18 protein-coding genes are annotated in these 19873 nt (G+C 68.9%); 10 read left to right on the forward strand and 8 right to left on the reverse strand.

What is annotated here, in order from left to right; translation table 11 throughout:
• Positions 1 to 97 precede the first annotated feature (97 nt).
• From CK951_RS04290 to CK951_RS04315, 6 genes are all read left to right on the forward strand, one after another.
• Positions 98 to 2644, forward strand: coding sequence for a putative PEP-binding protein (locus CK951_RS04290; RefSeq protein WP_096784977.1), 2547 nt, complete (start codon positions 98 to 100; stop codon positions 2642 to 2644).
• Positions 2645 to 2869: 225 nt separating this feature from the next.
• On the forward strand, positions 2870 to 3547 hold the full coding sequence (locus CK951_RS04295; RefSeq protein ID WP_096784978.1) for a cell wall hydrolase: 678 nt from the start codon (positions 2870 to 2872) through the stop codon (positions 3545 to 3547).
• Between the two features lie 99 nt (positions 3548 to 3646).
• Positions 3647 to 4549 carry a dihydroneopterin aldolase gene (locus tag CK951_RS04300; protein WP_096784979.1) on the forward strand — a complete coding sequence of 301 codons (903 nt, stop codon included), beginning with the start codon at positions 3647 to 3649 and terminating at the stop codon, positions 4547 to 4549.
• Positions 4550 to 4594: 45 nt separating this feature from the next.
• Complete coding sequence (gene folP, locus CK951_RS04305; protein WP_096784980.1) at positions 4595 to 5629, forward strand: dihydropteroate synthase; 1035 nt, start codon at positions 4595 to 4597, stop codon at positions 5627 to 5629.
• Entirely contained in the window at positions 5626 to 6969 is a 1344-nt protein-coding gene (glmM, locus tag CK951_RS04310; RefSeq protein ID WP_096784981.1) for a phosphoglucosamine mutase, read from the forward strand. Before folP ends, glmM begins: the two co-directional genes overlap by 4 nt.
• Positions 6970 to 7030: 61 nt before the next feature.
• Positions 7031 to 7249, forward strand: coding sequence for a hypothetical protein (locus CK951_RS04315; RefSeq protein ID WP_096784982.1), 219 nt, complete (start codon positions 7031 to 7033; stop codon positions 7247 to 7249).
• 343 nt (positions 7250 to 7592) lie between these two features.
• Here CK951_RS04315 and CK951_RS04320 read toward each other — a convergent pair whose 3' ends face one another.
• Together CK951_RS04320 and ilvC are read right to left on the reverse strand one after the other, a co-directional pair.
• Positions 7593 to 9323: a hypothetical protein gene (locus CK951_RS04320; RefSeq protein ID WP_157764501.1), complete on the reverse strand. Its 1731-nt coding sequence runs from the start codon at positions 9321 to 9323 to the stop codon at positions 7593 to 7595.
• A gap of 181 nt (positions 9324 to 9504) precedes the next feature.
• Positions 9505 to 10527: a ketol-acid reductoisomerase gene (gene ilvC, locus CK951_RS04325; protein WP_096784984.1), complete on the reverse strand. Its 1023-nt coding sequence runs from the start codon at positions 10525 to 10527 to the stop codon at positions 9505 to 9507.
• A gap of 129 nt (positions 10528 to 10656) precedes the next feature.
• Here ilvC and CK951_RS04330 point away from each other — a divergent pair, with 129 nt between their 5' ends.
• The 3 genes from CK951_RS04330 (at position 10657) to CK951_RS04340 (ending at position 12773) form a co-directional block, all read left to right on the forward strand.
• On the forward strand, positions 10657 to 11112 hold the full coding sequence (locus CK951_RS04330) for an Lrp/AsnC family transcriptional regulator (RefSeq protein ID WP_096784985.1): 456 nt from the start codon (positions 10657 to 10659) through the stop codon (positions 11110 to 11112).
• A complete protein-coding gene (locus CK951_RS04335; RefSeq protein WP_096784986.1) occupies positions 11109 to 11567 on the forward strand; it encodes an Lrp/AsnC family transcriptional regulator in 459 nt (152 codons plus the stop codon). Before CK951_RS04330 ends, CK951_RS04335 begins: the two co-directional genes overlap by 4 nt.
• A gap of 78 nt (positions 11568 to 11645) precedes the next feature.
• Positions 11646 to 12773, forward strand: coding sequence for an aminotransferase class V-fold PLP-dependent enzyme (locus CK951_RS04340; protein ID WP_096784987.1), 1128 nt, complete (start codon positions 11646 to 11648; stop codon positions 12771 to 12773).
• A 6-nt stretch (positions 12774 to 12779) separates the two neighbouring features.
• Here the strand turns inward: CK951_RS04340 and CK951_RS04345 are convergent, their stop codons facing one another.
• The 3 genes from CK951_RS04345 to CK951_RS04355 all read right to left on the reverse strand — a co-directional run bounded on the left by CK951_RS04345 (position 12780) and on the right by CK951_RS04355 (position 14992).
• The gene (locus tag CK951_RS04345) at positions 12780 to 13979 is read right to left on the reverse strand and encodes a UbiH/UbiF family hydroxylase (RefSeq protein WP_096784988.1); all 1200 of its coding nucleotides are present in this window, start codon (positions 13977 to 13979) and stop codon (positions 12780 to 12782) included.
• A gap of 54 nt (positions 13980 to 14033) precedes the next feature.
• A complete protein-coding gene (locus CK951_RS04350; protein ID WP_096784989.1) occupies positions 14034 to 14264 on the reverse strand; it encodes a hypothetical protein in 231 nt (76 codons plus the stop codon).
• 80 nt (positions 14265 to 14344) lie between these two features.
• The gene (locus CK951_RS04355; protein ID WP_096784990.1) at positions 14345 to 14992 is read right to left on the reverse strand and encodes a pyrimidine 5'-nucleotidase; all 648 of its coding nucleotides are present in this window, start codon (positions 14990 to 14992) and stop codon (positions 14345 to 14347) included.
• 114 nt (positions 14993 to 15106) lie between these two features.
• Here CK951_RS04355 and CK951_RS04360 point away from each other — a divergent pair, with 114 nt between their 5' ends.
• Complete coding sequence (locus tag CK951_RS04360) at positions 15107 to 15742, forward strand: GntR family transcriptional regulator (protein ID WP_096784991.1); 636 nt, start codon at positions 15107 to 15109, stop codon at positions 15740 to 15742.
• On the opposite strand, the gene CK951_RS04365 is transcribed toward CK951_RS04360, so the two are convergent.
• From CK951_RS04365 to carA, 3 genes are all read right to left on the reverse strand, one after another.
• Positions 15708 to 17621: a glycosyltransferase gene (locus CK951_RS04365; protein ID WP_394341562.1), complete on the reverse strand. Its 1914-nt coding sequence runs from the start codon at positions 17619 to 17621 to the stop codon at positions 15708 to 15710. The two genes, CK951_RS04360 and CK951_RS04365, sit on opposite strands and share 35 nt — an antisense overlap.
• Before the next feature lie 74 nt (positions 17622 to 17695).
• Positions 17696 to 18478, reverse strand: coding sequence for a L,D-transpeptidase (locus CK951_RS04370; RefSeq protein WP_096784992.1), 783 nt, complete (start codon positions 18476 to 18478; stop codon positions 17696 to 17698).
• 195 nt (positions 18479 to 18673) lie between these two features.
• Positions 18674 to 19837, reverse strand: a complete 1164-nt coding sequence (gene carA, locus CK951_RS04375; protein ID WP_096784993.1) for a glutamine-hydrolyzing carbamoyl-phosphate synthase small subunit — start codon at positions 19835 to 19837, stop codon at positions 18674 to 18676.
• Positions 19838 to 19873: the final 36 nt, after the last annotated feature.

The following is a 19873-nucleotide window of genomic DNA, read 5'->3' on the forward strand; positions in this document are numbered from 1 at the left end:
GACGTCACGGGATTGCGGAAGCCCGACCCTTCCGCATTAACCTCGACGCTTGCGCAGCGGCTTGCGTAGCGTATCCTGCCCGCAAGGGAGCGCCGCAGTGCAGAAAATCGAGCCCATCGCCGAGTTCGACCGCATCACGCCCACGGCGGCGATCGCGCTGAAGACGCATGGCTTCCGCGCCAAATGCCTGCAGCGCCTCGTCCGGCTGGATCTGCCGGTGCCCACAACCGTCGCGCTGCCGGCCACTACCGTGCGGTCGATCGCCACCGGACATCCCGTGGACTGCGAGGCGATCCTTGCGCAGTTCGGCCCCACGCCGCTCGTCTCGGCCCGCCCCAGCCCCGAGAACCCGGATTGGGGCGGGCCTGCCACGGTGCTCAACATCGGCATGAACGCCGCCCGCCACGCCGCGCTTTCGCGCAGTCACGGCGAGGAGGCGGCCGACATGATCTATCTCGGCTTCATCCAGAGCTATGCGATCCATGTCGCGCGGCTGGACCCGGAGACCTTCGACGCCGACGGTTCCTCGGCCGAGGCGCTGCGCGCTGCGCTGCACGCTTGGCAGGAGGAGATGGACGAGCCCTTCCCGCAGGACCCGGCACGGCAACTGTCCGAGGTGCTGCGCTCGATGGCCCGTGCCTGGGAGGGGACAACCGCGCGGCTTCTGCGGCAGGCCAAGGGGGCGCCGGCGGATGCGCGGCTGGGCCTCGTGGTGCAGGAGATGGCGCAGGACCTGGGGCAGGGGATCTCGGGCTCGGGCGTGATCCAGTTCGTCGATCCGGCCACCGGCGCGCCGCAGGTCACGGGGCGGTTCTTCAACCAGTCGAAGGGCCGGCACCGCAAGGCCGAGACGCTCTACCTGACCCGCGACCGCCGCGGCCCTTCGCTGGAGGAACGGGCGCCCGAGATCTTCGCCGCGCTCTGCCGGCATGGCTCGGTCTGCCGTGCCCGTCTGCGCGAGGAGATGCAGATCGAGTTCACCATCGAGGACAGCCGCCTTGCGGTGCTGGATGCGGTGAAGGTGCAGCGCTCGTCGCGGGCCGGCCTGCGGATCGCCGTGGCGCTGGCCGAGGATCAGGTGATCAGCCGGGCCGAGGCGATCCTGCGGGTCGAGCCGCGGGCGCTGTCGGAGCTTCTGCACCCGCAGGTCGATCCCCGCGGCCAGCGCGACCGCTTCGTGCGCGGCATCCCCGCCAGCCCCGGCGCGGCGGTCGGGCGGATCGTCTTCTCGAGCCAGGCGGCGCAGGCTTCGGCGGCACGGGGAGAGCCCTGCATCCTCGTCCGCCGCGAGACCTCGCCCGAGGACATCCGCGGCATGAACTGCGCCGCAGGCGTGCTGACCGAACGGGGCGGCGTCACCAGCCATGCGGCGGTGATCGCGCGCGGGCTCGGCTTGCCCTGCGTGGTGGGTGCCTCGGACCTGCGGCTCGACGCGCGCGAGAAGCGGCTGACGGCGCCCGATGGCCGGGTGTTCCGCGAGGGCGACGTCATCACGGTGGACGGCACCGCGGGCGAGGCGCTGGCCGGTGCGGCTGCAACGCTCGCCCCCGCGCTCGACGGCTGCTTCCGGAAGCTCCTGTCCTGGGCCGACGAGATGCGCGACATCGGCGTGCGGGCCAATGCCGACACGCCCGCCGATGCGCTGGTCGCGCGCCAGTTCGAGGCGCAGGGCATCGGCCTCTGCCGCACCGAGCACATGTTCTTCACCGACGACCGTCTGGTGGTGATGCGCGAGATGATCTTCGCCGACAGTTCCACCGACCGGGCGGCTGCACTGGCGCGGCTTCTGCCGATGCAGCGGGCCGATTTCGTCCAGCTGTTCGAGATCATGCAGGGGCACCCGGTCTGCATCCGCCTGCTGGACCCGCCGCTGCACGAGTTCCTGCCGCATTCGCGCGAAGGCATGCTGGAGCTGGCCGAGGCGCTGGACCGGCCGCTCTCCGAGGTGATGCGGCGCGTCGAGGCGATGGCCGAGTTCAACCCGATGCTCGGGATGCGCGGCGTGCGCCTCGGGGTGGCCCTGCCCGAGATCTACGACATGCAGGCGCAGGCGATCTTCGAGGCGACGCTGGACGTCGCGTCGCGCGGCGACCCGGTGGTGCCCGAGATCATGATCCCGCTGGTCTCGGCCCGGCGCGAGGTGGAACTGGTCAAGACCCGCATCGATGCGGTGGCCGCCGCGGTGCGGACCAAGGCGGGCCGCGACTTCACCTATCGCCTCGGCGTGATGGTCGAGACGCCGCGGGCGGCACTGCGGGCGGGCGAGATCGCCCAGCACGCGGCCTTCCTGTCGTTCGGGACCAACGACCTGACCCAGATGACCTATGGCCTGTCGCGCGACGATGCCGGCCGCTTCATGAACACCTACGTCCAGAGCGGCGTCTTCCCCGAGGATCCGTTCCACATCCTCGACGTCGATGGCGTTGGGGAGTTGCTGCTGATCGGCGCCGGGCGCGGACGGCGCACGCGGCCGGATCTGGTGGTGTCGATTTGCGGCGAACATGGCGGCGATCCCGAATCAATCGAGTTCTGCCGCAAGGCCGGATTCGACTACGTGTCCTGTTCGCCCTATCGCGTGCCGCTGGCTCGGCTGGCGGCCGCTCATCTGGCGATCCGCAGCCGCTGCGCGGCGCGACACCATTGAATCAAGCACTTGGCGACAATCTCGTGCAGGATTGTCGCAGTGGCCTGCCTGCAACATGAGCAGGAACCCGCCCATGTGACGCGCAGATGAGCGTTGCATTTTTGTCACACGGGTAGACTCGTTAATCAGAATCCGGCTAGCCACACCGCTGTTTTGCGCGCGGCCCGGATCCGGGACAGCCGGCTTCCGGGCGCGGGACGGGACAAGAGACCGGGAACAGAGTACATGCGCTTGCTTGATATCTGGATGCGCGGCGCCGCGGCGCTGATGCTCCTGAGCGGAGCGGCCTTCGCCGATGTGACGGTGAGCCAGTCCAACGACCCTGCCGGCCAGCTTGGCGGGCAGCTTTCCGCCCTTCTGGGCGCCGAACGGAATGCGCTGGGCACGCTGCCCGTGCAGCGGCTTGAAGCCATGGCCAGCGCCGTGAAGCGGCCGGGCAAGAATGAGAAGCCCTCGAAGGCCACGCCCGCGACGCTGCGTTATGACGAGGCGTGGCTGGCGTCGCAGCCGGCCCCCGCGAAGGGCTCGGACGAGTGGAAGTGCCTGGCGACCGCGCTCTACTTCGAGGCGAGGGGCGAGTCGATCCAGGGGCAGTTCGCCGTGGCCGAGGTCATCCTGAACCGCGTCGACCGTTCGGGATATCCGCAGTCGATCTGCGGCGTGGTGAATCAGGGCGGCCAGTTCTCCTATACCTTCGACGGGCGCCCGGACACGATCCGCGAGCGGGCAGCCTTCCAGCGCTCGGGCAAGATCGCGGCGCTGATGCTGGATGGCGCGCCCCGCAAGCTGACGCAGGGGGCCACGCATTTCCACACCCGCGCGGTTCGGCCGGGCTGGGCGCACCGTTTCCCGCGCACCGCGGTGATCGGGGCGCATCTGTTCTACCGCCAGCCGGGCGCCTGATCGCGCCTCTGTCGCAAGGCTTGCCTCGCCTGCCGCCTTCGGGCTAGGCGAGGCCGGTGCCGGGCCTATGTTGCCGGGTAGCAGCGCCGGGAGACCGCCTTGACCAACGACATCCGCCTTGCCTTCGCCCATCCCGAGGAGCGGGCCGAGGCTTCGGCCGGCGCCGCCCCGCGCGACCGCATCTCCCTGCGCGACCACGTGACCGAGGTCGAGATCGGCGCCTTCCAGCAGGAGCGCGGGCTTCGCCAGCGCGTGCGCTTCAACGTGGTGGTCGAGGTCCGCCCGCATCCCGCCCCGCTGCAGGACGACGTGGACCGCATCCTGTCCTATGACCGGATCACCGAGGCGATCGCGGCCGAGCTTTCGGCCGAGCGGCTGAACCTTCTGGAAACCCTCGCCGAGCGGATCGCCGAGCGCATCCTGGCCGAGCCGCAGGCCATGCGGGTCTTCGTCCGGATCGAGAAGCTCGACCGGGGTCCGGGCGCGCTGGGGGTGGAGATCGTCCGCTCGCGTGCCGAGGCGCCGCTGCGGCGCAGTCCCGAGGGCGGCGAGGCGGTTCATCCGCTGGTGGTGTTCCTCGACAACGCGACCATTGCCTCGGCCGACCTGTCCGCGCGGCTCGACGCGCTGGAAGCGCGCGGGTTGCCCCTCGTGCTGACGGTGGGCCTGCCGGACCTGCCGCGCCCCGAGACAGGCCACCGCCCGACGCAGCGCCGGATCGACCTGTTGGCCATCGAGCAGAACGCATGGAGGCTTGCGGCGCGCGACCCGCGCTGCGTGGTGGTGGCGACCCGGACCGAGATCGACTGGGCGATGCGGCGCGGCCAGACCATCGTCTGGGCGCCCTCGAAGCTGGTGCTGGATGCCGTGGACGGCCCGAACTCGCGCGAGCCGGTGGCGCTGGCGCTGTGGCTGGCGGAACTGCTGGCCGCGGGTCGGATGGTCGTTCACGGCGATGTAACACTGCCGGCGGGAAGCCGCGTGCCGCTGGAACGCGCCTGAGCCGCGGGGCTTGCGCCGCCTTCCGGGCGGACGCATGAACGGCGGATGATCTATCATCGCCCCATCCCCCTGACCGATCCCGCACGCCCCGGTGGCGCGCTGCCTCTGGCCGGAGGCCCGCTGGTCTTCGACCGGGTGGAGATCCTCGAACGCGGTCGCGCCCCGGTCGTGGTGCCGGCGGCGGAGGTCGCGGCCGAATATCTGGCGCCGCTGACCGCGCCCCGGCCCGACATCGCCGGGCTGGCACTGGACGCCCCCCGCGTCATGGGAATTCTCAACGTGACGCCGGACAGTTTTTCCGACGGCGGCCGCCATGCGACGCTGCCCGAGGCGCTGGCGCGGGCGCAGGCGCTGGTGGCGGACGGGGCCGAGATCCTCGACATCGGTGGCGAAAGCACGCGGCCCGGCGCGGCCGAGGTGGACGCCGCCGAGGAGATCGCCCGCACCGCGCCGCTGATCGACATGCTGCGCGGGCAGGGGGTCGAGGTTCCGGTTTCCATCGACACCCGCAAGGCCGCGGTGGCCGAGGCGGCGCTGAAGGCCGGCGCGGATCTCGTCAACGACGTGGCGGCGCTGACCTTCGATCCGGGTCTGGCCGACGTGGTGGCCTCGGCCCGGGCGCCGGTCTGCCTGATGCATGCGCAGGGCACGCCCCAGACCATGCAGCAGGATCCGCGCTATGACGACGTGCTGCTCGATGTCTACGACTGGCTGGCCGAGCGCCTGCGCGCCGCCGAAGCCGCCGGCATCCTGCGCCGGCGGATCGTGGTGGATCCCGGCATCGGCTTCGGCAAGACGGTCGAGCACAACCTGGCCCTGATCCGCCGGCTGTCGCTGTTCCATGGCCTCGGCTGCCCGATCCTGCTCGGCGCCTCGCGCAAGCGCTTCATCGGCACGCTTTCGGACGAGCCCGTGGCCGACAGGCGTATGGCGGGCTCCCTCGCGATCGCGCTTGCCGGAGCGGCGCAAGGGGCGCAGATTCTACGGGTGCATGACGTGCGCGAGACCCGGCAGGCTCTCGCGCTGTGGCGGGCAGTGACAGAGGCGGCAGAGACCGCAGGGCAGAGGAGACAGGCATGACCAGGAAGCTCTTCGGCACCGACGGGGTGCGGGGAAAGGCCAACACCTATCCCATGACGGCCGAGATGGCGCTGCGCCTTGGCGCGGCGGCCGGCCGTTACTTCCGGCGCGAGCGCGGCGGCGCGCATCGCGTGGTGATCGGCAAGGACACTCGGCTCTCGGGCTACATGCTGGAGAATGCGCTGACCGCGGGCCTGACCTCCACGGGCATGAACGTGCTGCTGCTCGGCCCGGTGCCGACGCCGGCGGTGGGTTTCCTGACGCGTTCGATGCGGGCGGACCTCGGCGTGATGATCTCGGCCAGTCACAACCCGCACGAGGACAACGGCATCAAGTTCTTCGGCCCCGACGGCTTCAAGCTCTCGGACGAGGCCGAGGCCGAGATCGAGGCGATCCTCGACGGCGAGATCCAGCCCGTCCAGCCCGGCAACATTGGCCGCGCAAAGCGGATCGAGGACGGCCGGGGCCGCTATCAGGAATATTGCAAGACCACCTTCCCGGCGGGACTGCGTCTCGACGGCCTCAAGGTGGTGATCGACTGCGCCAACGGCGCCGCCTATCGCGCCGCGCCCGAGGTGCTGTGGGAACTGGGTGCCGAGGTTATCCCGGTGGGCGTGCATCCGAACGGAACAAACATCAACCTGCGCTGCGGCTCCACCCATACCGAGACGGCAGCCGAGGCCGTGGTGGCGCATGGCGCGGATGTGGGGATCTGCCTCGACGGCGATGCCGACCGGGTGATCATCCTCGACGAGAATGGCACCGAGGCGGACGGCGACCAGATCATGGCGCTCTTCGCCGCGCGCTGGGCCGAGGAGGGCCGGCTGAACGACGGCACGCTGGTTGCGACCGTCATGTCGAACCTCGGGCTCGAGCGGTTCCTGAAGGGCCGGGGCCTGCGGCTCGAGCGGACGCCGGTGGGCGACCGCTACGTGGTGGAGGCGATGCGGCGCGGAGGCTGGAACCTTGGCGGCGAACAGTCCGGCCATATCGTGATGACCGACTATGCCACCACCGGCGACGGCCTGCTGGCGGGCCTGCAGTTCCTTGCCGCGATGGCGCAGACCGGGCGTGCGGCGTCGGAACTGGCGCGCAGCTTCGAGACGGTGCCGCAGCTGCTGAAGAACGTCCGCTACGCCGCAGGGCACGAGCCGCTGAAGGCCGCGCGGGTCCAGGCGGTGATCCGCGATGCCGAGATCCGGCTGAACGGCGCCGGTCGCCTGCTGATCCGCAAGTCGGGAACCGAGCCTCTGATCCGCGTCATGGCCGAATGCGAGGACGAGACCCTGCTGCGAGACGTGGTGGAGGAGATCGTCGCCGCGGTGAACGACGCGGCGTAAGGCGGGAACCGTCCGGCGGGCGGGGCATTGGTCCGGCATCCCCCGGACAAGGAGACCCCCGATGGACTTTGCCTGGATCGTTCCGTTCCTGTTCCTGTTCACGCTGCTTGCCGGCGTGGTCTTCGCCATGGTCAGCAAGGACCGGATCGAGGCCCGCCGCCACGACCCGAACGCGCCGAAGTCGACGCTGGCCAAGGACGGGCCGCAGGGCGGCGTGGCCTTCCTGCGCAAGGATGGCCCGACGGCGCAGAAGCCGGACGTGGAGCCGGTGCTGGAATGAGGAAAGGCGCCCCGAGGGGCCAGCCCTTTGCAGTAAATGATGCAGCCGCCGGCGATCTCTGCCGGCGGTTTTCGTCTGCGCGAAGATGCACCATCTTCTCAATAACTGAAAGCTATGAGGGTGCGATGACGGAAGATGAACTTCGGGCTGGATTGGAAGCCTTCAAGTCGCGATGCAGGAAGGACGCATACGGGTTCCCTCCTCGGGCCCGATGACGGATAGCTTCCTCGCAATTCGAGTTCATCCGGACGGGTCAGTCAATCTGGCGACCGTCAATTCTGTGGTCCGAGCCACGATTATGGCCTTTATCGCAGGTGGAGGACTGTCGAGTTCAGCAGAATGATCATTCGAAGAACTCGTTCGCGCGCATCTTTCCGCGGGCGAGGCCGAGCTTCATCGCCGGCGTTTCCTTCGTGGTCGCGGACCCCATCCAGTTGTGGGCGAACCGGTAGATCTCGATGATCTTCATCATGGTCTCGGGGTTGTAGAGGTAGTGCCTGTCCCAAGCCCTGTCGTTGCTGCTGGGAGTCCGTCCGGGCCGGGCAGCGAAACGCACATTCGAGCGCACCTTGTGGAAGTAGGCATCGACGCTCCGCAGAGTCGCGAGGCGCATCAGGCGGGCTCGCCGATCCTGGGCCATGCCGATCCGGTCCGTGATGATCCTGATCCGGCGGTGCGGTTCGCTCTTCGTGTGGAACGGCCAGGCGAATGGCTCGCCGGGCAAGTGGCCGGCAAGGAGCCCCTCAACGGCAGCGTCGGTCAGGTCGATCTGGTCTTGCGCCGGAAGAGCCGCCCAAGCCGCCTGCGAGACACCCGTGGCTAGTTCAAGGGCCGCTTTACCCTCAACCACCAGCATGTTGCGCTGGTCGTTGGTCTGGTGCTTGTCGAACTGGACGACGACGACATCAGCACGACCGGCTTGGATCCAGGCGGCGAAGGCTGACACGAAGGACAGCGCAAGGCCGGAGTCGGCATCGAGCACGAAGACGAACCTCTCGCCACCTTTGCCGAGGCAGCGGCGCAGATAGAACGCATGCGCGAGCTGCACCATGTCCTGACGGATCAGGGCGCCTCGATGGGGCAGTTGAAGGCCCAGATCGACCTCGGGCGCCTCCATCGGGTGGATAGCGACATTCCGCGTGATCTTGTCGAGATGATGCTTGAACTCGGTCTCGGACCACACCCGCGCTTGGCGACGGAACGCGCGCGGGACATTGAAATCGCCTGCGGCCACCATGCGTGCCTCGATGTCTGGCAAATCGACCTCCGGATCCAGTGCCAGGTGCGCCGCCATGATGTAGCCGGAGTTCGCATGTGCCGTGCAGATGTGCGGGACCGCGATCTGGGCGCGGGTCTTCCTGTTTGGCCAGTTGAGATGAAGCGTCTGCGAGTCGGTTGCGAAGCGGCGCCCGGCCTTCTGCCAATCGACCTTCTCGAACATCGCCTCCCGGCGCGCCGTGAGGTCGATCACGCGGTCGTAGATGAAGTCGATCTTGGCATAGACATCCCGGGGACAGAGCCCGGTGAAGTCCGCGATCTTCGAGATCGGGACCCCGTTGGTGATCATCCACAACACCTCGCGGTTGGCATTGCTCCGATGCTGCCTTCGGATGCGCGAGCCAAGCGAGAACGAGGTCAGGCAGGTCTTGCACTTCCAGCGCTGAACGCCCTTCGCCGTCCGGCCGCTTTTCCGGAAGAGATCCGGATGATCCCGAAGACTCTTGTCGTGGTTGGCGCAGGCCTCGTTGGGGCAGCAGTCGCGCGGACCTTCCGGCCGAAATCTGCCGCGAAGTCGCCGATACTCTTCGACGAGTGCGTGATTGTTCTTGATGATCGAGGTCTGCTTGCAGACCCCACACTCGAAGGTCTTCTCGTCGCGCGAGCCGATCACCCTGCCAGACGGCAGGTTCGGTTTGACTTTGCCAGGAGATTTCCCTCTATTGTCATAGGGATCCGGCGGCACCGCGAAGAGCGGGCACTGCGGGTTCCGGCAGAAGTTGATGTCAATTCCGAAGCTCGGAAAGGGCAGCCTTCGCCGGCGAGCCGGCGAAGAAATCTTCGTCAGAGCCTTCAACCCCTTCCTCCCCGGAATCACCGCATGTTGCGGTTATCGCGGGGTAGATTGGCCAAAATCTGGCCAATCGAAGTTTTTCTGCACCACGAACTGCAAAGGGCTGGCCCGAGGGGCGCCTTTCGCATTGAGGGATCGGAAGGAGCGTCCTGCCGTGCAGCCCGCTCCGACCTGCCGACCCGGATCAGTTCCGGGCGCGGTCCACCATCTTGCCCTTCGAGATCCAGGGCATCATGGCGCGCAGCTTCTCGCCGACCTTCTCGATCTGGTGTTCGTCGTTGATGCGGCGGGTGGCCTTGAAGAACGGCTGGCCGACCGCGTTCTCCTGCATGAAGTCGCGCACGAACTTGCCGGTCTGGATGTCGCGCAGCACTGCCTTCATCCGGGCCTTGGTCTCGTCGTAGGGCAGGATGCGCGGGCCCGAGACATATTCGCCGTATTCGGCGGTGTTCGAGATCGAGTAGTTCATGTTGGCGATGCCGCCTTCGTAGATCAGGTCCACGATCAGCTTCACCTCGTGCAGGCACTCGAAATAGGCCATCTCGGGCTCGTAGCCGGCTTCCACCAGCGTCTCGAAGCCCATGCGGATGAGTTCCACGAGACCGCCGCAGAGAACCGCCTGCTCGCCGAACAGGTCGGTTTCGCATTCCTGGCGGAAGTTGGTCTCGATGATGCCCGAGCGGCCGCCGCCGATGGCCGAGCAATAGGAAAGGCCGATTTCCATCGCCTTGCCGGTCGCGTCGTTGTGCACCGCCACGAGGCAGGGCACGCCGCCGCCCTTGACGTATTCGCCGCGGACGGTGTGGCCCGGGCCCTTCGGCGCCATCATGATGACATCGACGCCCGGCTTCGGCTCGATCAGGCCGAAATGCACGTTCAGGCCGTGGGCGAAGGCGATCGCGGCGCCTTCCTTCAGGTTGTCGTGGACGTATTTCTTGTAGGTCTCGGCCTGAAGCTCGTCGGGCATGGTGAACATGATCAGGTCGCACCAGGCGGCGGCTTCGGCAATGCCCATGACCTTCAGGCCCTCGGCTTCGGCCTTCTTCGCGGACGGCGAGCCTTCGCGCAGCGCCACGACCACGTTCTTCGCGCCAGAGTCGCGCAGGTTCAGCGCATGGGCGTGGCCTTGGCTGCCATAGCCGAGGATGGCGACCTTCTTGTCCTTGATCAGGTTGATGTCGCAGTCGCGATCGTAATAGACGCGCATTGGGGCGCTCCTTCTTGATGAACTGCTGCGCACCATAGAGACGTGGACGCGAGAGCGGCTGCAAAGTTTGACGATCCTGGCCCGATCTGGCAAACGTCATGCGCCGAAGCCGCCTTTCGTGAAAAGATCATGCTCGACGACACCGACCGCCGCCTGTTGCGCCACCTGCTGGCCGAGCCGTCGCTGGGCACGGCGGATCTTGCCGAGCGCGCTGGCCTGACCACCGCCACCTGCTGGCGGCGGCTGGAGCGGCTGACCGAAAGGGGCGTGATCGGCGCGCGGCAGGCGGTGATCGACTGGCGGAAGCTGGGATATTCGGTGGAGGTTTCCTTGCGCTTCACGCTGGACAAGACCGATCCGCGCGCCTTCGACGAATTCCTTGCCGCGGCGCGGCTGGTGCCGGAGGTGATCGGGATCGAGACCTTCCTCGGCCGGGTCGATGTGCGGCTGAACGTGATCGCCCGCGACATGAAGCACTACCAGGAGCTCTACCGCGCCCGGATCCTCACGCTGCCCCACATCTCGGACATCGAGGCCCTGATGCTGGTCGCCACCATCCGCGAGGCGGAGGCGCTGCCGCTGTGATCGACCTCGACGACACCGACCGGGCGCTGCTGCGCGCCCTGACCGAGGACGCCACGCAAAGCGCGGGCGCGCTCGGCCGCCGCTTCGGCCTGTCCCAGCCCGCCGCCTGGCGCCGCATCCGGCGGCTGGAGGAGGCGGGCGTGATCGCCGGCCGCCGCGTCGTGGTGGATCGCGAGGCGCTGGGCTTCGGCGTTACCGTCTTCCTCGGCGTGAAGCTCGCCACCAAGGGGCGCGTCAGCCTCGAGGATTTCGAGCGCGCGGTGACGGCCATCCCCGAGGTGCAGGTGGTGCAGCACGTGCTCGGCCTCTTCGACTACCGCCTCCGCGTCGTCGCCCGAGACATTGCCGATTTCGAGCGCGTGCTGCGCCGGCGGATCATGACCCTGCCGGGGGTGGGGCAGGTCGAGGCCAACGTGCTTCTCACCGAGGAGCGGCGGCCCGGCCCGTTGGGCTGAGACCGCCTGCGACCTTTTTCAGGTGGCGAAAGGCGCGGGGCGGACGCTATCTCTGGGAAAGAACAGAAGGAGCCTCCCATGCCCGCCCTGCGCCCCGACGTCGATCCCGACGGCCTTCAGGAATTTTCGGTCGTGTTCACCGACCGCTCGCTGAACCACATGTCCGCGAAGTTTCAGGGCGTTATGCGGGACATCTCGGCCATGCTGCGCGAGGTCTATGCCGCCGAGGCGGTGGCGGTCGTACCGGGAGGCGGCACCTTCGCGATGGAGGCGGTCGCGCGCCAGTTTGCCACGGGCGCGCATGCGCTGGTGATCCGCAACGGCTGGTTCTCCTACCGCTGGACGCAGATCCTCGACGCGGGCGGCTTCGCGGCGCAGCAGACGGTGGTGATGGCGCGGCCTTCGGGCAACGGGGCGCGGGCACCGTTTGCGCCGCCGCCGGTCGAGGAGGTTGTGGCGAAGATTGCCGAGGTGAAGCCGGATGTGGTCTTCGCGCCGCATGTGGAGACGTCAGCCGGGATCATCCTGCCCGACGACTACATCGCGAAGGTGGCGGCGGCCGCGCATGAGGTCGGCGCGTTGATGGTGCTCGACTGCATCGCCTCGGGCTGCATCTGGGTGGACATGCAGGCGACCGGCGTCGACGTCCTGATCTCGGCGCCGCAGAAGGGCTGGTCGGCCTCGCCCGCCGCGGGCCTCGTGATGCTCTCCGCGCGCGCGGCCGAGAGGCTGGAGGCCACTGCCTCGAACAGCTTCGCCATGGACCTGAAGAAGTGGCGCGCGATCATGGCGGCTTACGAGGGTGGCGGTCACGCCTATCACACCACGATGCCGACGGATGCGCTGCTCGACTTCCGCGACGCGATGGCCGAGACGAAGGCGCTGGGCTTTGCCGCGATGAAGGAGGCGCAGTGGCGGCTCGGGACCGAGGTTCGCGCCATGCTGGCGGCAAAGGGGATCACCTCGGTGGCCGCGGATGGCTTCGCCGCGCCGGGCGTGGTGGTCAGCTATACCGACGATCCCGAGGTGCAGACCGGGCGCAAGTTCCTCGCCGAGGGAATGCAGATCGCGGCGGGCGTGCCGCTTCAGTGCAACGAGGGGCCGGAGTTCCGCACCTTCCGGTTGGGTCTCTTCGGCCTCGACAAGCTGACCGACGTCGATGGCACCGTTGCGCGGCTGAAGGCCGTCCTCGACCGCGTGCTCTGACCGCGGCTAGCGGACCCCGAGCCCCGCGCGCATCAGCGTGCGGCGCACGGGGGCCGAGCCATACATCGCGTCAAGGAGCTTGGCCCGAAGGTCGCGCCACGCCGGTTCCCCGGCCATCGAGGCCCGGTTCAGCACGTCGATCCCCGCAATGCGCGCCTGAACCTCCCAGTGCCGCCGCCGATGATAGGCGTCGAGCATCCCGGCGTTGCCGAGGTCGGCCTTGTGATCGGCGGCGAGTTGCAGCAGCACCCGAAGGTCGGCGAGGCTCATGTTCAAGCCCTGCGCACCGATCGGCGGCATCACATGGGCGGCCTCGGCCATCAGCGCCGTCCGCTCGCCCGCCATGCGATCGGCCACCTGGCTGATGATCGGCCAGACGTTGACCTGCGAATTCAGCGCAAGCGGCCCGAGGATGCCGCAGGAGCGGGCGTTCATTGCTGCCTCGAATTCGGGGACGGGCAGGGCGCGCAGGCGCAGCGCCTCCTCCCCCCGCTCCATCCAGACGATGGCCGAGGCGGGCTTGCCCTGGAAATCCGGCAGCGGCACCAGCGTGAAGGGACCGCCCGAGCGGTGAATCTCGGTCGAGACGTTCTGGTGTGGCACCGGATGGGTCACGGTGAAGGCCAGCGCCTTCTGGCCGTAGCGCCGCGTCCGCACGCCGATCCCCAACGCCTCGCGCACCGGAGAGCCGCGCCCGTCCGCGGCCACCAGCAGCCGGGCCGAGATGCGCGTGCCGTCCGACAGCGTCACCAGCGCCTCGCTTTCGCGCGTCAGCACGCCGACGGTCGCCACGCCGGGGCGGAAGTCCACCCGGCGCTCGCTCCGCAGATGCGCGACCATCTCGCGCCGCAGAAGCCAGTTGGGCAGGTTCCAGCCGAAGGGCTGGTCCGAGATGTCGGCCGCGTCGAAGTCCTTGACGACCCGCGGCACCGGCTCCACCCCGCCCGCGTCGATGATCCGCATCACCTGCAAGGGCGCCGCATGGGGCGCCAGACGCGGCCAGAGGCCGGCAGCCTGCAGCAGCGGGATCGAGGGCTGGAGGATCGCGGTGGACCGAAGGTCGGCGCCCTCGGCCTCGGCCGAGGTCACGGGCGGCTGCGGATCGACGCAGATCACCGAATATCCGGCAGCCGAGAAGGCCGCCGCGGCAGTCAGTCCGGCGACGCCGCCGCCGGAGACGAGAATGTCGGTTCCAATCCGGGCCATGGGTCCCCCTTCCATCGCTGGGGAAGCTAGTGGCCGGCGGGCCGGGCGTCCAGATCAGCCGATGGTGATCAGTACGATCAGCGCCATCACGATCGGCACGAAGATCACCGCCGTCAGGCCGAGCGCCACGAGGCCGAAGGTCCAGACGCCAAGCGCGACGGCCGTCGCGAGGATGGCCGCGAAGGCAAAGAGCGCCAGATCCGCGGTGCTCGTCTTCCGCGTGTGCCGCTCCATCGGCGGGATCACGTGGTTCGGCAGTTCGTAGACTTCGGAATAAGCGTTCATGCGGCATCTCCGTTAACGACGGTGTCAGATAGACCGAATCTCCCCCTCCTGGCTAGGACAATGTGCCGCTGCCCTGCGTCTCAGCGTAGCAGCCCGGCCAGAAAGTCCGAGAGGTCGGGCGTGTGATGGTGGATGTGGCGGGCCGGCATGGCCTCGGGCGCCACATGAACGGTTTGCATGCCCATCGCATGCGGCTCCACGAGGTTGCGCGAATCATCCTCGAACATGGCGGCGGTGTCCGGGGCCAGACGGTCGGCCGCGAAGACGGCCTCGAAGGCGCCGCGTTCCGGCTTCGGACGATAGCCGGCATGCTCCACGCCATAGACCGCATCGAAGACGCCGGAGAGGCCGCGGGCGGCCAGAACGCGCTCGGCATAGGGGGCGCAGCCGTTGGTGTAGACGATCTTCCGCCCCGGCAGCGCCCGGATGCGCGCGGCAAGGATCATGTCCTGTTCGAGATGGTCGAGCGAGATGTCGTGGACGTGGCTGAGATAGGGCGCCGGATCGACGCCATGTTCGGCCATCAGGCCCGCGAGCGTGGTGCCGTAGGTCTGCCAGTAGTGTCGCCGCAGACGGTCGGCCTCGGCCTGGACCACGCGAAGCTCGGTCATGACCCAGTCGGTCATGCGCCGCTCGATCTGGTCGAAAAGCCGGGCAGAGGGCGGGTAGAGCGTGTTGTCGAGGTCGAAGACCCAGCCCCGGACGTGAGTGAAGCGATCGGCCACCATGGCGGCAACGGTAGCCGTGCCGGCGCGTTCCGGCAATGCTTTGAGGTTGATCAGCCCGGCCGCTCGCGGATAACGTCGCGCCATTCCTCGTATGTTCGGAAAGGCCGCCTCGCCGTGCAGAAAGATGCCTATACGCTGATTCTCGAGGCGATCGAGGGAGGCGTCTACAAGCCCGGTGACCGGCTGGTCGAATCGGAACTGGCCGAGCGGCTGGGCGTGTCGCGCACGCCGGTGCGCGAGGCGCTGCAGCGGCTGGAGACCCAGTCGATGTTGACGCGCGACGGGCGCAGCCTGATCGTGGCCTCGCTGGACCACAACCAGCTGGCGGAACTCTATGCGGTGCGGACCGAACTCGAGGGGCTGGCCGCGCGGCTTGCCGCCCGCCACGCCACCGACGAGGAGATCCGTGTGCTGCGCGGCATGGTCGAGGACGACCGGACGCTGCTCGGTGGCGATCCGCGCGCGCTGAGCCGGGCGAACAAGCGGTTCCACAAGCAGATCCACCTTGCCTCGCACAACCGGTTCCTGGTGCAGCAGCTCGACCTCGTGCACCGGTCGATGGCGTTGATGGCCACCACCTCCTTCGCGGCCGAGGGTCGCGACGAGGTGGCGATGGCCGAGCATGACCAGATCGTGCAGGCGATCGAGGCGCGCGACGGGGATGCGGCCTATGCCGCGCTGCGCAACCACATCTCGAAGGCGTTCGAGACCCGGCTCAGGGTCGATGCGGGCGAGCTGCGGATGCGCTGAGCCGCACGGGCGGGTCGAAGAGGCCGTGGCGCGTCTTGTCCCAGTAGAAGGGGGCGGTCAGCAACTCCCACAGCGCCTTGTAGGCCGCGAAGGTCGCCAGCGGGTTGTAGAGGTGCATCGTCAGCACCCACAGCGGGTTCAGCCGGTGCCGGGTCTGTTGCAGGGCGAGGATGCCCGTGACCACCGCGACTGATTCGGCAAGCAGGAGAAGCGCGACCATCGCCCAGATCGCCGGTGCGGGCAGGGTCGCCGCCACCGGATGCGGCAGGCCGAGCGCGAGCAGCCAGAACGACCACAGCAGCGGCGCCAGCACCGTCTGCGACAGCGAGCCGAGGAACATCACCTGGAACCCCGCGAAGCGCCGCGGACCCAGTTGCCGCCAGAGCAGCGCCGGATCGCGCATGTGCACGGCCCAGGTCATCATGAAGCCCTTGAGCCAGCGCGAGCGTTGCTTGATCCAGGGGATGGCGCGGCAGTTCGCCTCTTCCTCGGTCACGGTGGCGACAAGCTCCGTCCGGTAGCCGTGCCGCGCGAGACGGATGCCGAGGTCGGCATCCTCGGTGACGTTGTGCGCGTCCCACGCCCCCAGATCCTCCAGCGCGGCGCGGCGGAAAAAGAGGGTCGTTCCCCCCAGCGGCACCGCGAGCCCCAGCCGGTCCACCCCGGGCAGCATCAGCCGCCACCAGGCGGCGTATTCGATGGTGAAGCAGCGCGACAGCCAGTTGGTGCGCGGGTTGTAGTAGTCGAGCTGGCCCTGAAGACAGGCCACCTGCGAGCCGCGACGGCTGAAGCCCTCGACGATCCGGCGGATCTGGTCGGGCTCGGGGGAATCCTCGGCGTCATAGACCCCGATGATCGAGCCGCGGCAATGGTCAAGCGCCACGTTCAGCGCGCGGGGCTTGGTCCGGATCTGGCCTGCGGGCGAGACGACGATTCGCATCCAGGGCGGCAGCCGGGCCGCATCCAGTGCGGCGCGGGTCCGTCGGTCGCAGGCCTCGACGACCAGCAGGATCTCCAGCCGGTCGCGTGGATAGTCGAGCCGGCCGAGCCGCGCGACGAGGCGGCCGGCGATGTCCTCCTCGTGGTAAAGCGCGACGATGATCGACACCATCGGCAGCCGGGCCAAGGTGGGCGCGGGTGGTAATGGCGGCGCCCGGCGCAGGGCGGCGATGGCTGCGGCAATCCGGAGAAGGGTGCTGCAGACCAGCGTGATCAGAGTCCAGAGCGTAAGGATCAGCAGGACCGCCTGCGGCGCCAGCGCGAGGCCCGCGGCAAGGCCCAGCACCGCGCCGAGCGTGAGCTGGCGCATCCGTGCCGGCCGCCAGTCGCGGCAGCTTTCAGGCGCCGCGACGCGGGCTTCGGCCGCTGCGCCGATGACCTGGGCGCGACAGGCCACCACGGCGGCCTCGATCTCGGAGCGCGAGGCGAGGGCGGGGATCACCCGGCCGAACAGTTCCTGCAGCCGCGGACCCTGCCGCAGGAACGTTTCGGGCGTTGAGGCTGCGACGAGGGTCGCGTCGCCGATGCGTTGGCTGGGCAGCAGCGCCTCGCGCAGGCAGGTCCGGACGCCAAGCCGGTCGACCAGCCGCGGATCCGGCGGCGCGACCGCGGGATGCAGCACCGCCATGCCGCTGCGCCGGGCCAGGATCTCGCAGACCTCGGCCTCGTCCAGCGCGCCTTCGGCCAGGAGCATCTCTGCCAGGGGCGCCTGGCGGCCGGCACCGTCGCTGAGCGCCTTCATGATGCGGTGTGGCGCGACCTGCCCCTCGCGCAGGAGCATCACGCCAAGAGCCTCGGCCGGCGGCGGGGCCGCCGCCACCTCTGCCGCTGGCGGGGAGGATCGCCGCGCGAGGGGCAGGAGACGGGGCGGAGCGGGCACGTCATGGCCTTTCGATGGATGCCGCACCATCGCCGGAACTGGTTAAGAACGCGTAAAGCGCCGCCGAGCGGGCTTCAGAAGGCCGCGCCGAAGAACATGGTGGCGGCCGTCTCGCCCGGCGGCGCGATGGTTGCCGGACCCGTTGCGACCGGCGGCAGCGCGCCCCCGGGAGGCACCGTGCCAAGACCCGATTCGGCGGCCGTCAGCACGACGACGCGGGTGCCGGGCGCCACGCGGTTGTAGAGGTGCACGATGTCCTGGTTGAACAGCCGGATGCAGCCAGCCGAGGTGGCATTGCCGATCGAGGACGGCTCGCTCGTGCCGTGGATCCGGTAGTAGGTGTCCCTGCCGTTGCGGTGCAGGTAGAGCGCCCGCGCGCCCAGCGGATTGGACAGGCCACCCTCCATCCCCTCGGCCCAGGGCCCGTATTGCGCGGGGTCCTCGGCGATCATGTCCTTGGTCGGGATCCAGCGCGGCCATTCGCGCTTGATCGGGATCACGGCATCTCCCGAGAAGCCGCGGCCCTCGCGGCCGACCGCCACGGCATAGCGTGTCGCCCGGAATCCCGGCTCGACGAGATAGAGGTAGCGGGCAAAGGGATCGACGACGATGGTTCCGGGCGGCTCGGCGCTCCAGTAATCGACCTCGCGGCGGATGTTGCGCTCGACCAGGTATTGCGGCGGTATGGCGGGGATGATCCGCTCGCCATCCACCATCGGGCCATACATGGCTGCCGCCTCGGGCGAGGTACCGGTCGCGAGCGCGGCACGATCCGGGGGCGGCTCGCTGGCGCAGGCCGCGACGAGGGCGAGCGCGGTCAGGGCCGGCAGGAGGCGGCGGGCGAGGGTGCTGGTCATCGGCTTGTCCTTGTTCCACGGGCGAGGCCGGCGGTGCACCGGGCTGCGCGTCCGATGCCTGCGGCCAGCCGCTCCTTGTGGAAAATGAAGGAGATCGCCTTTGGTTCCGATTGCGGCCGGGCAGGGTGCCGTCGGCGCATCCTGCCCGCTGCGCCGAAGCCGGGGTGTCGCGTGCCCCGTCCTCGCGGGGCGGGCTCAGGCGGCGCGGCGGGCGCGCATCGCCGCGGCGAAGCGATCGAACAGGTAATAGCTGTCCTGCGGGCCGGGGCTCGCCTCGGGGTGATACTGCACCGAGAAGACCGGCCGGTCCTCCATGCGGATGCCGCAGTTCGAGCCGTCGAACAGGCTCACATGCGTTTCCTTCACGCCAGCCGGCAGCGTCTGGCTGTCGACGGTGAAGCCGTGGTTCATCGAGGTGATCTCGACCTTGCCGGTCTCGAGGTCCTTCACCGGATGGTTCGCGCCGTGGTGGCCGTGGTTCATCTTCACGGTGCGCGCGCCAAGGGCGAGGGCCAGCATCTGGTGGCCGAGGCAGATGCCGAACACCGGCAGGTCCTTTTCGAGCACGCCCCGGATCATCGGCACGGCATAGGCGCCGGTGGCAGCCGGGTCGCCGGGACCGTTCGAGAGGAAGACCCCGTCGGGGTTCAGCGCCAGCACGTCCTCGGCCGTGGCGGTGGCCGGCAGCACGGTCACGTCGCAGCCGGCAGAGGCGAGGCAGCGCAGGATGTTGCGCTTGGCGCCATAGTCGATCGCCACGACCTTCAGCCCCGGCTCGGTGCGCTTGGCATAGCCCTCGGGCCAGGCCCACCGCATCTCGTCCCAGCGATAGCTCTGCGTGCAGGTGACGTCCTTCGCGAGATCGAGGCCGACCAGCCCGCGCCAGGCGCGGGCCCTGGCCACCAGCGCCGCGATGTCGAACCTGCCCTCGGGGTCGTGCGCCAGCGCCACGTGCGGCGCCCCCTGCTGGCGGATCGCACGCGTCAGCCGGCGCGTGTCGATGCCGCCGATGCAGATCCGGCCACGAGCCAGCAGCCACTGCGTGAGCTCGCCCGTGGCGCGCCAGTTCGACGGCTCGGTCGGGTCCCATTTCACCACCATGCCGGCCGCGACCGGCTGGGCGGTCTCGTCATCCTCGGGTGTGACGCCGACGTTGCCGACATGCGGGAAGGTGAAGGTCACGATCTGGCCGGCATAGGAGGGATCGGTCATGATCTCCTGGTAGCCGGTCATGGCGGTGTTGAAGACAAGCTCGGCCACCGTCTCGCCCACGGCGCCGAAGCCCTTGCCGTAGAAGACGGTGCCGTCGGCGAGGGCGAGGCAGGCGGTGGGCTTCGTGGTGGGGCTGGCGGCGGCCATGGCGCGACTCCTTGGCAAAATCTGGCGGACACTAAG

It is taken from the genome of Rhodobacter sp. CZR27, assembly GCF_002407205.1.
Taxonomy (GTDB): Bacteria; Pseudomonadota; Alphaproteobacteria; order Rhodobacterales; family Rhodobacteraceae; genus Cereibacter_A.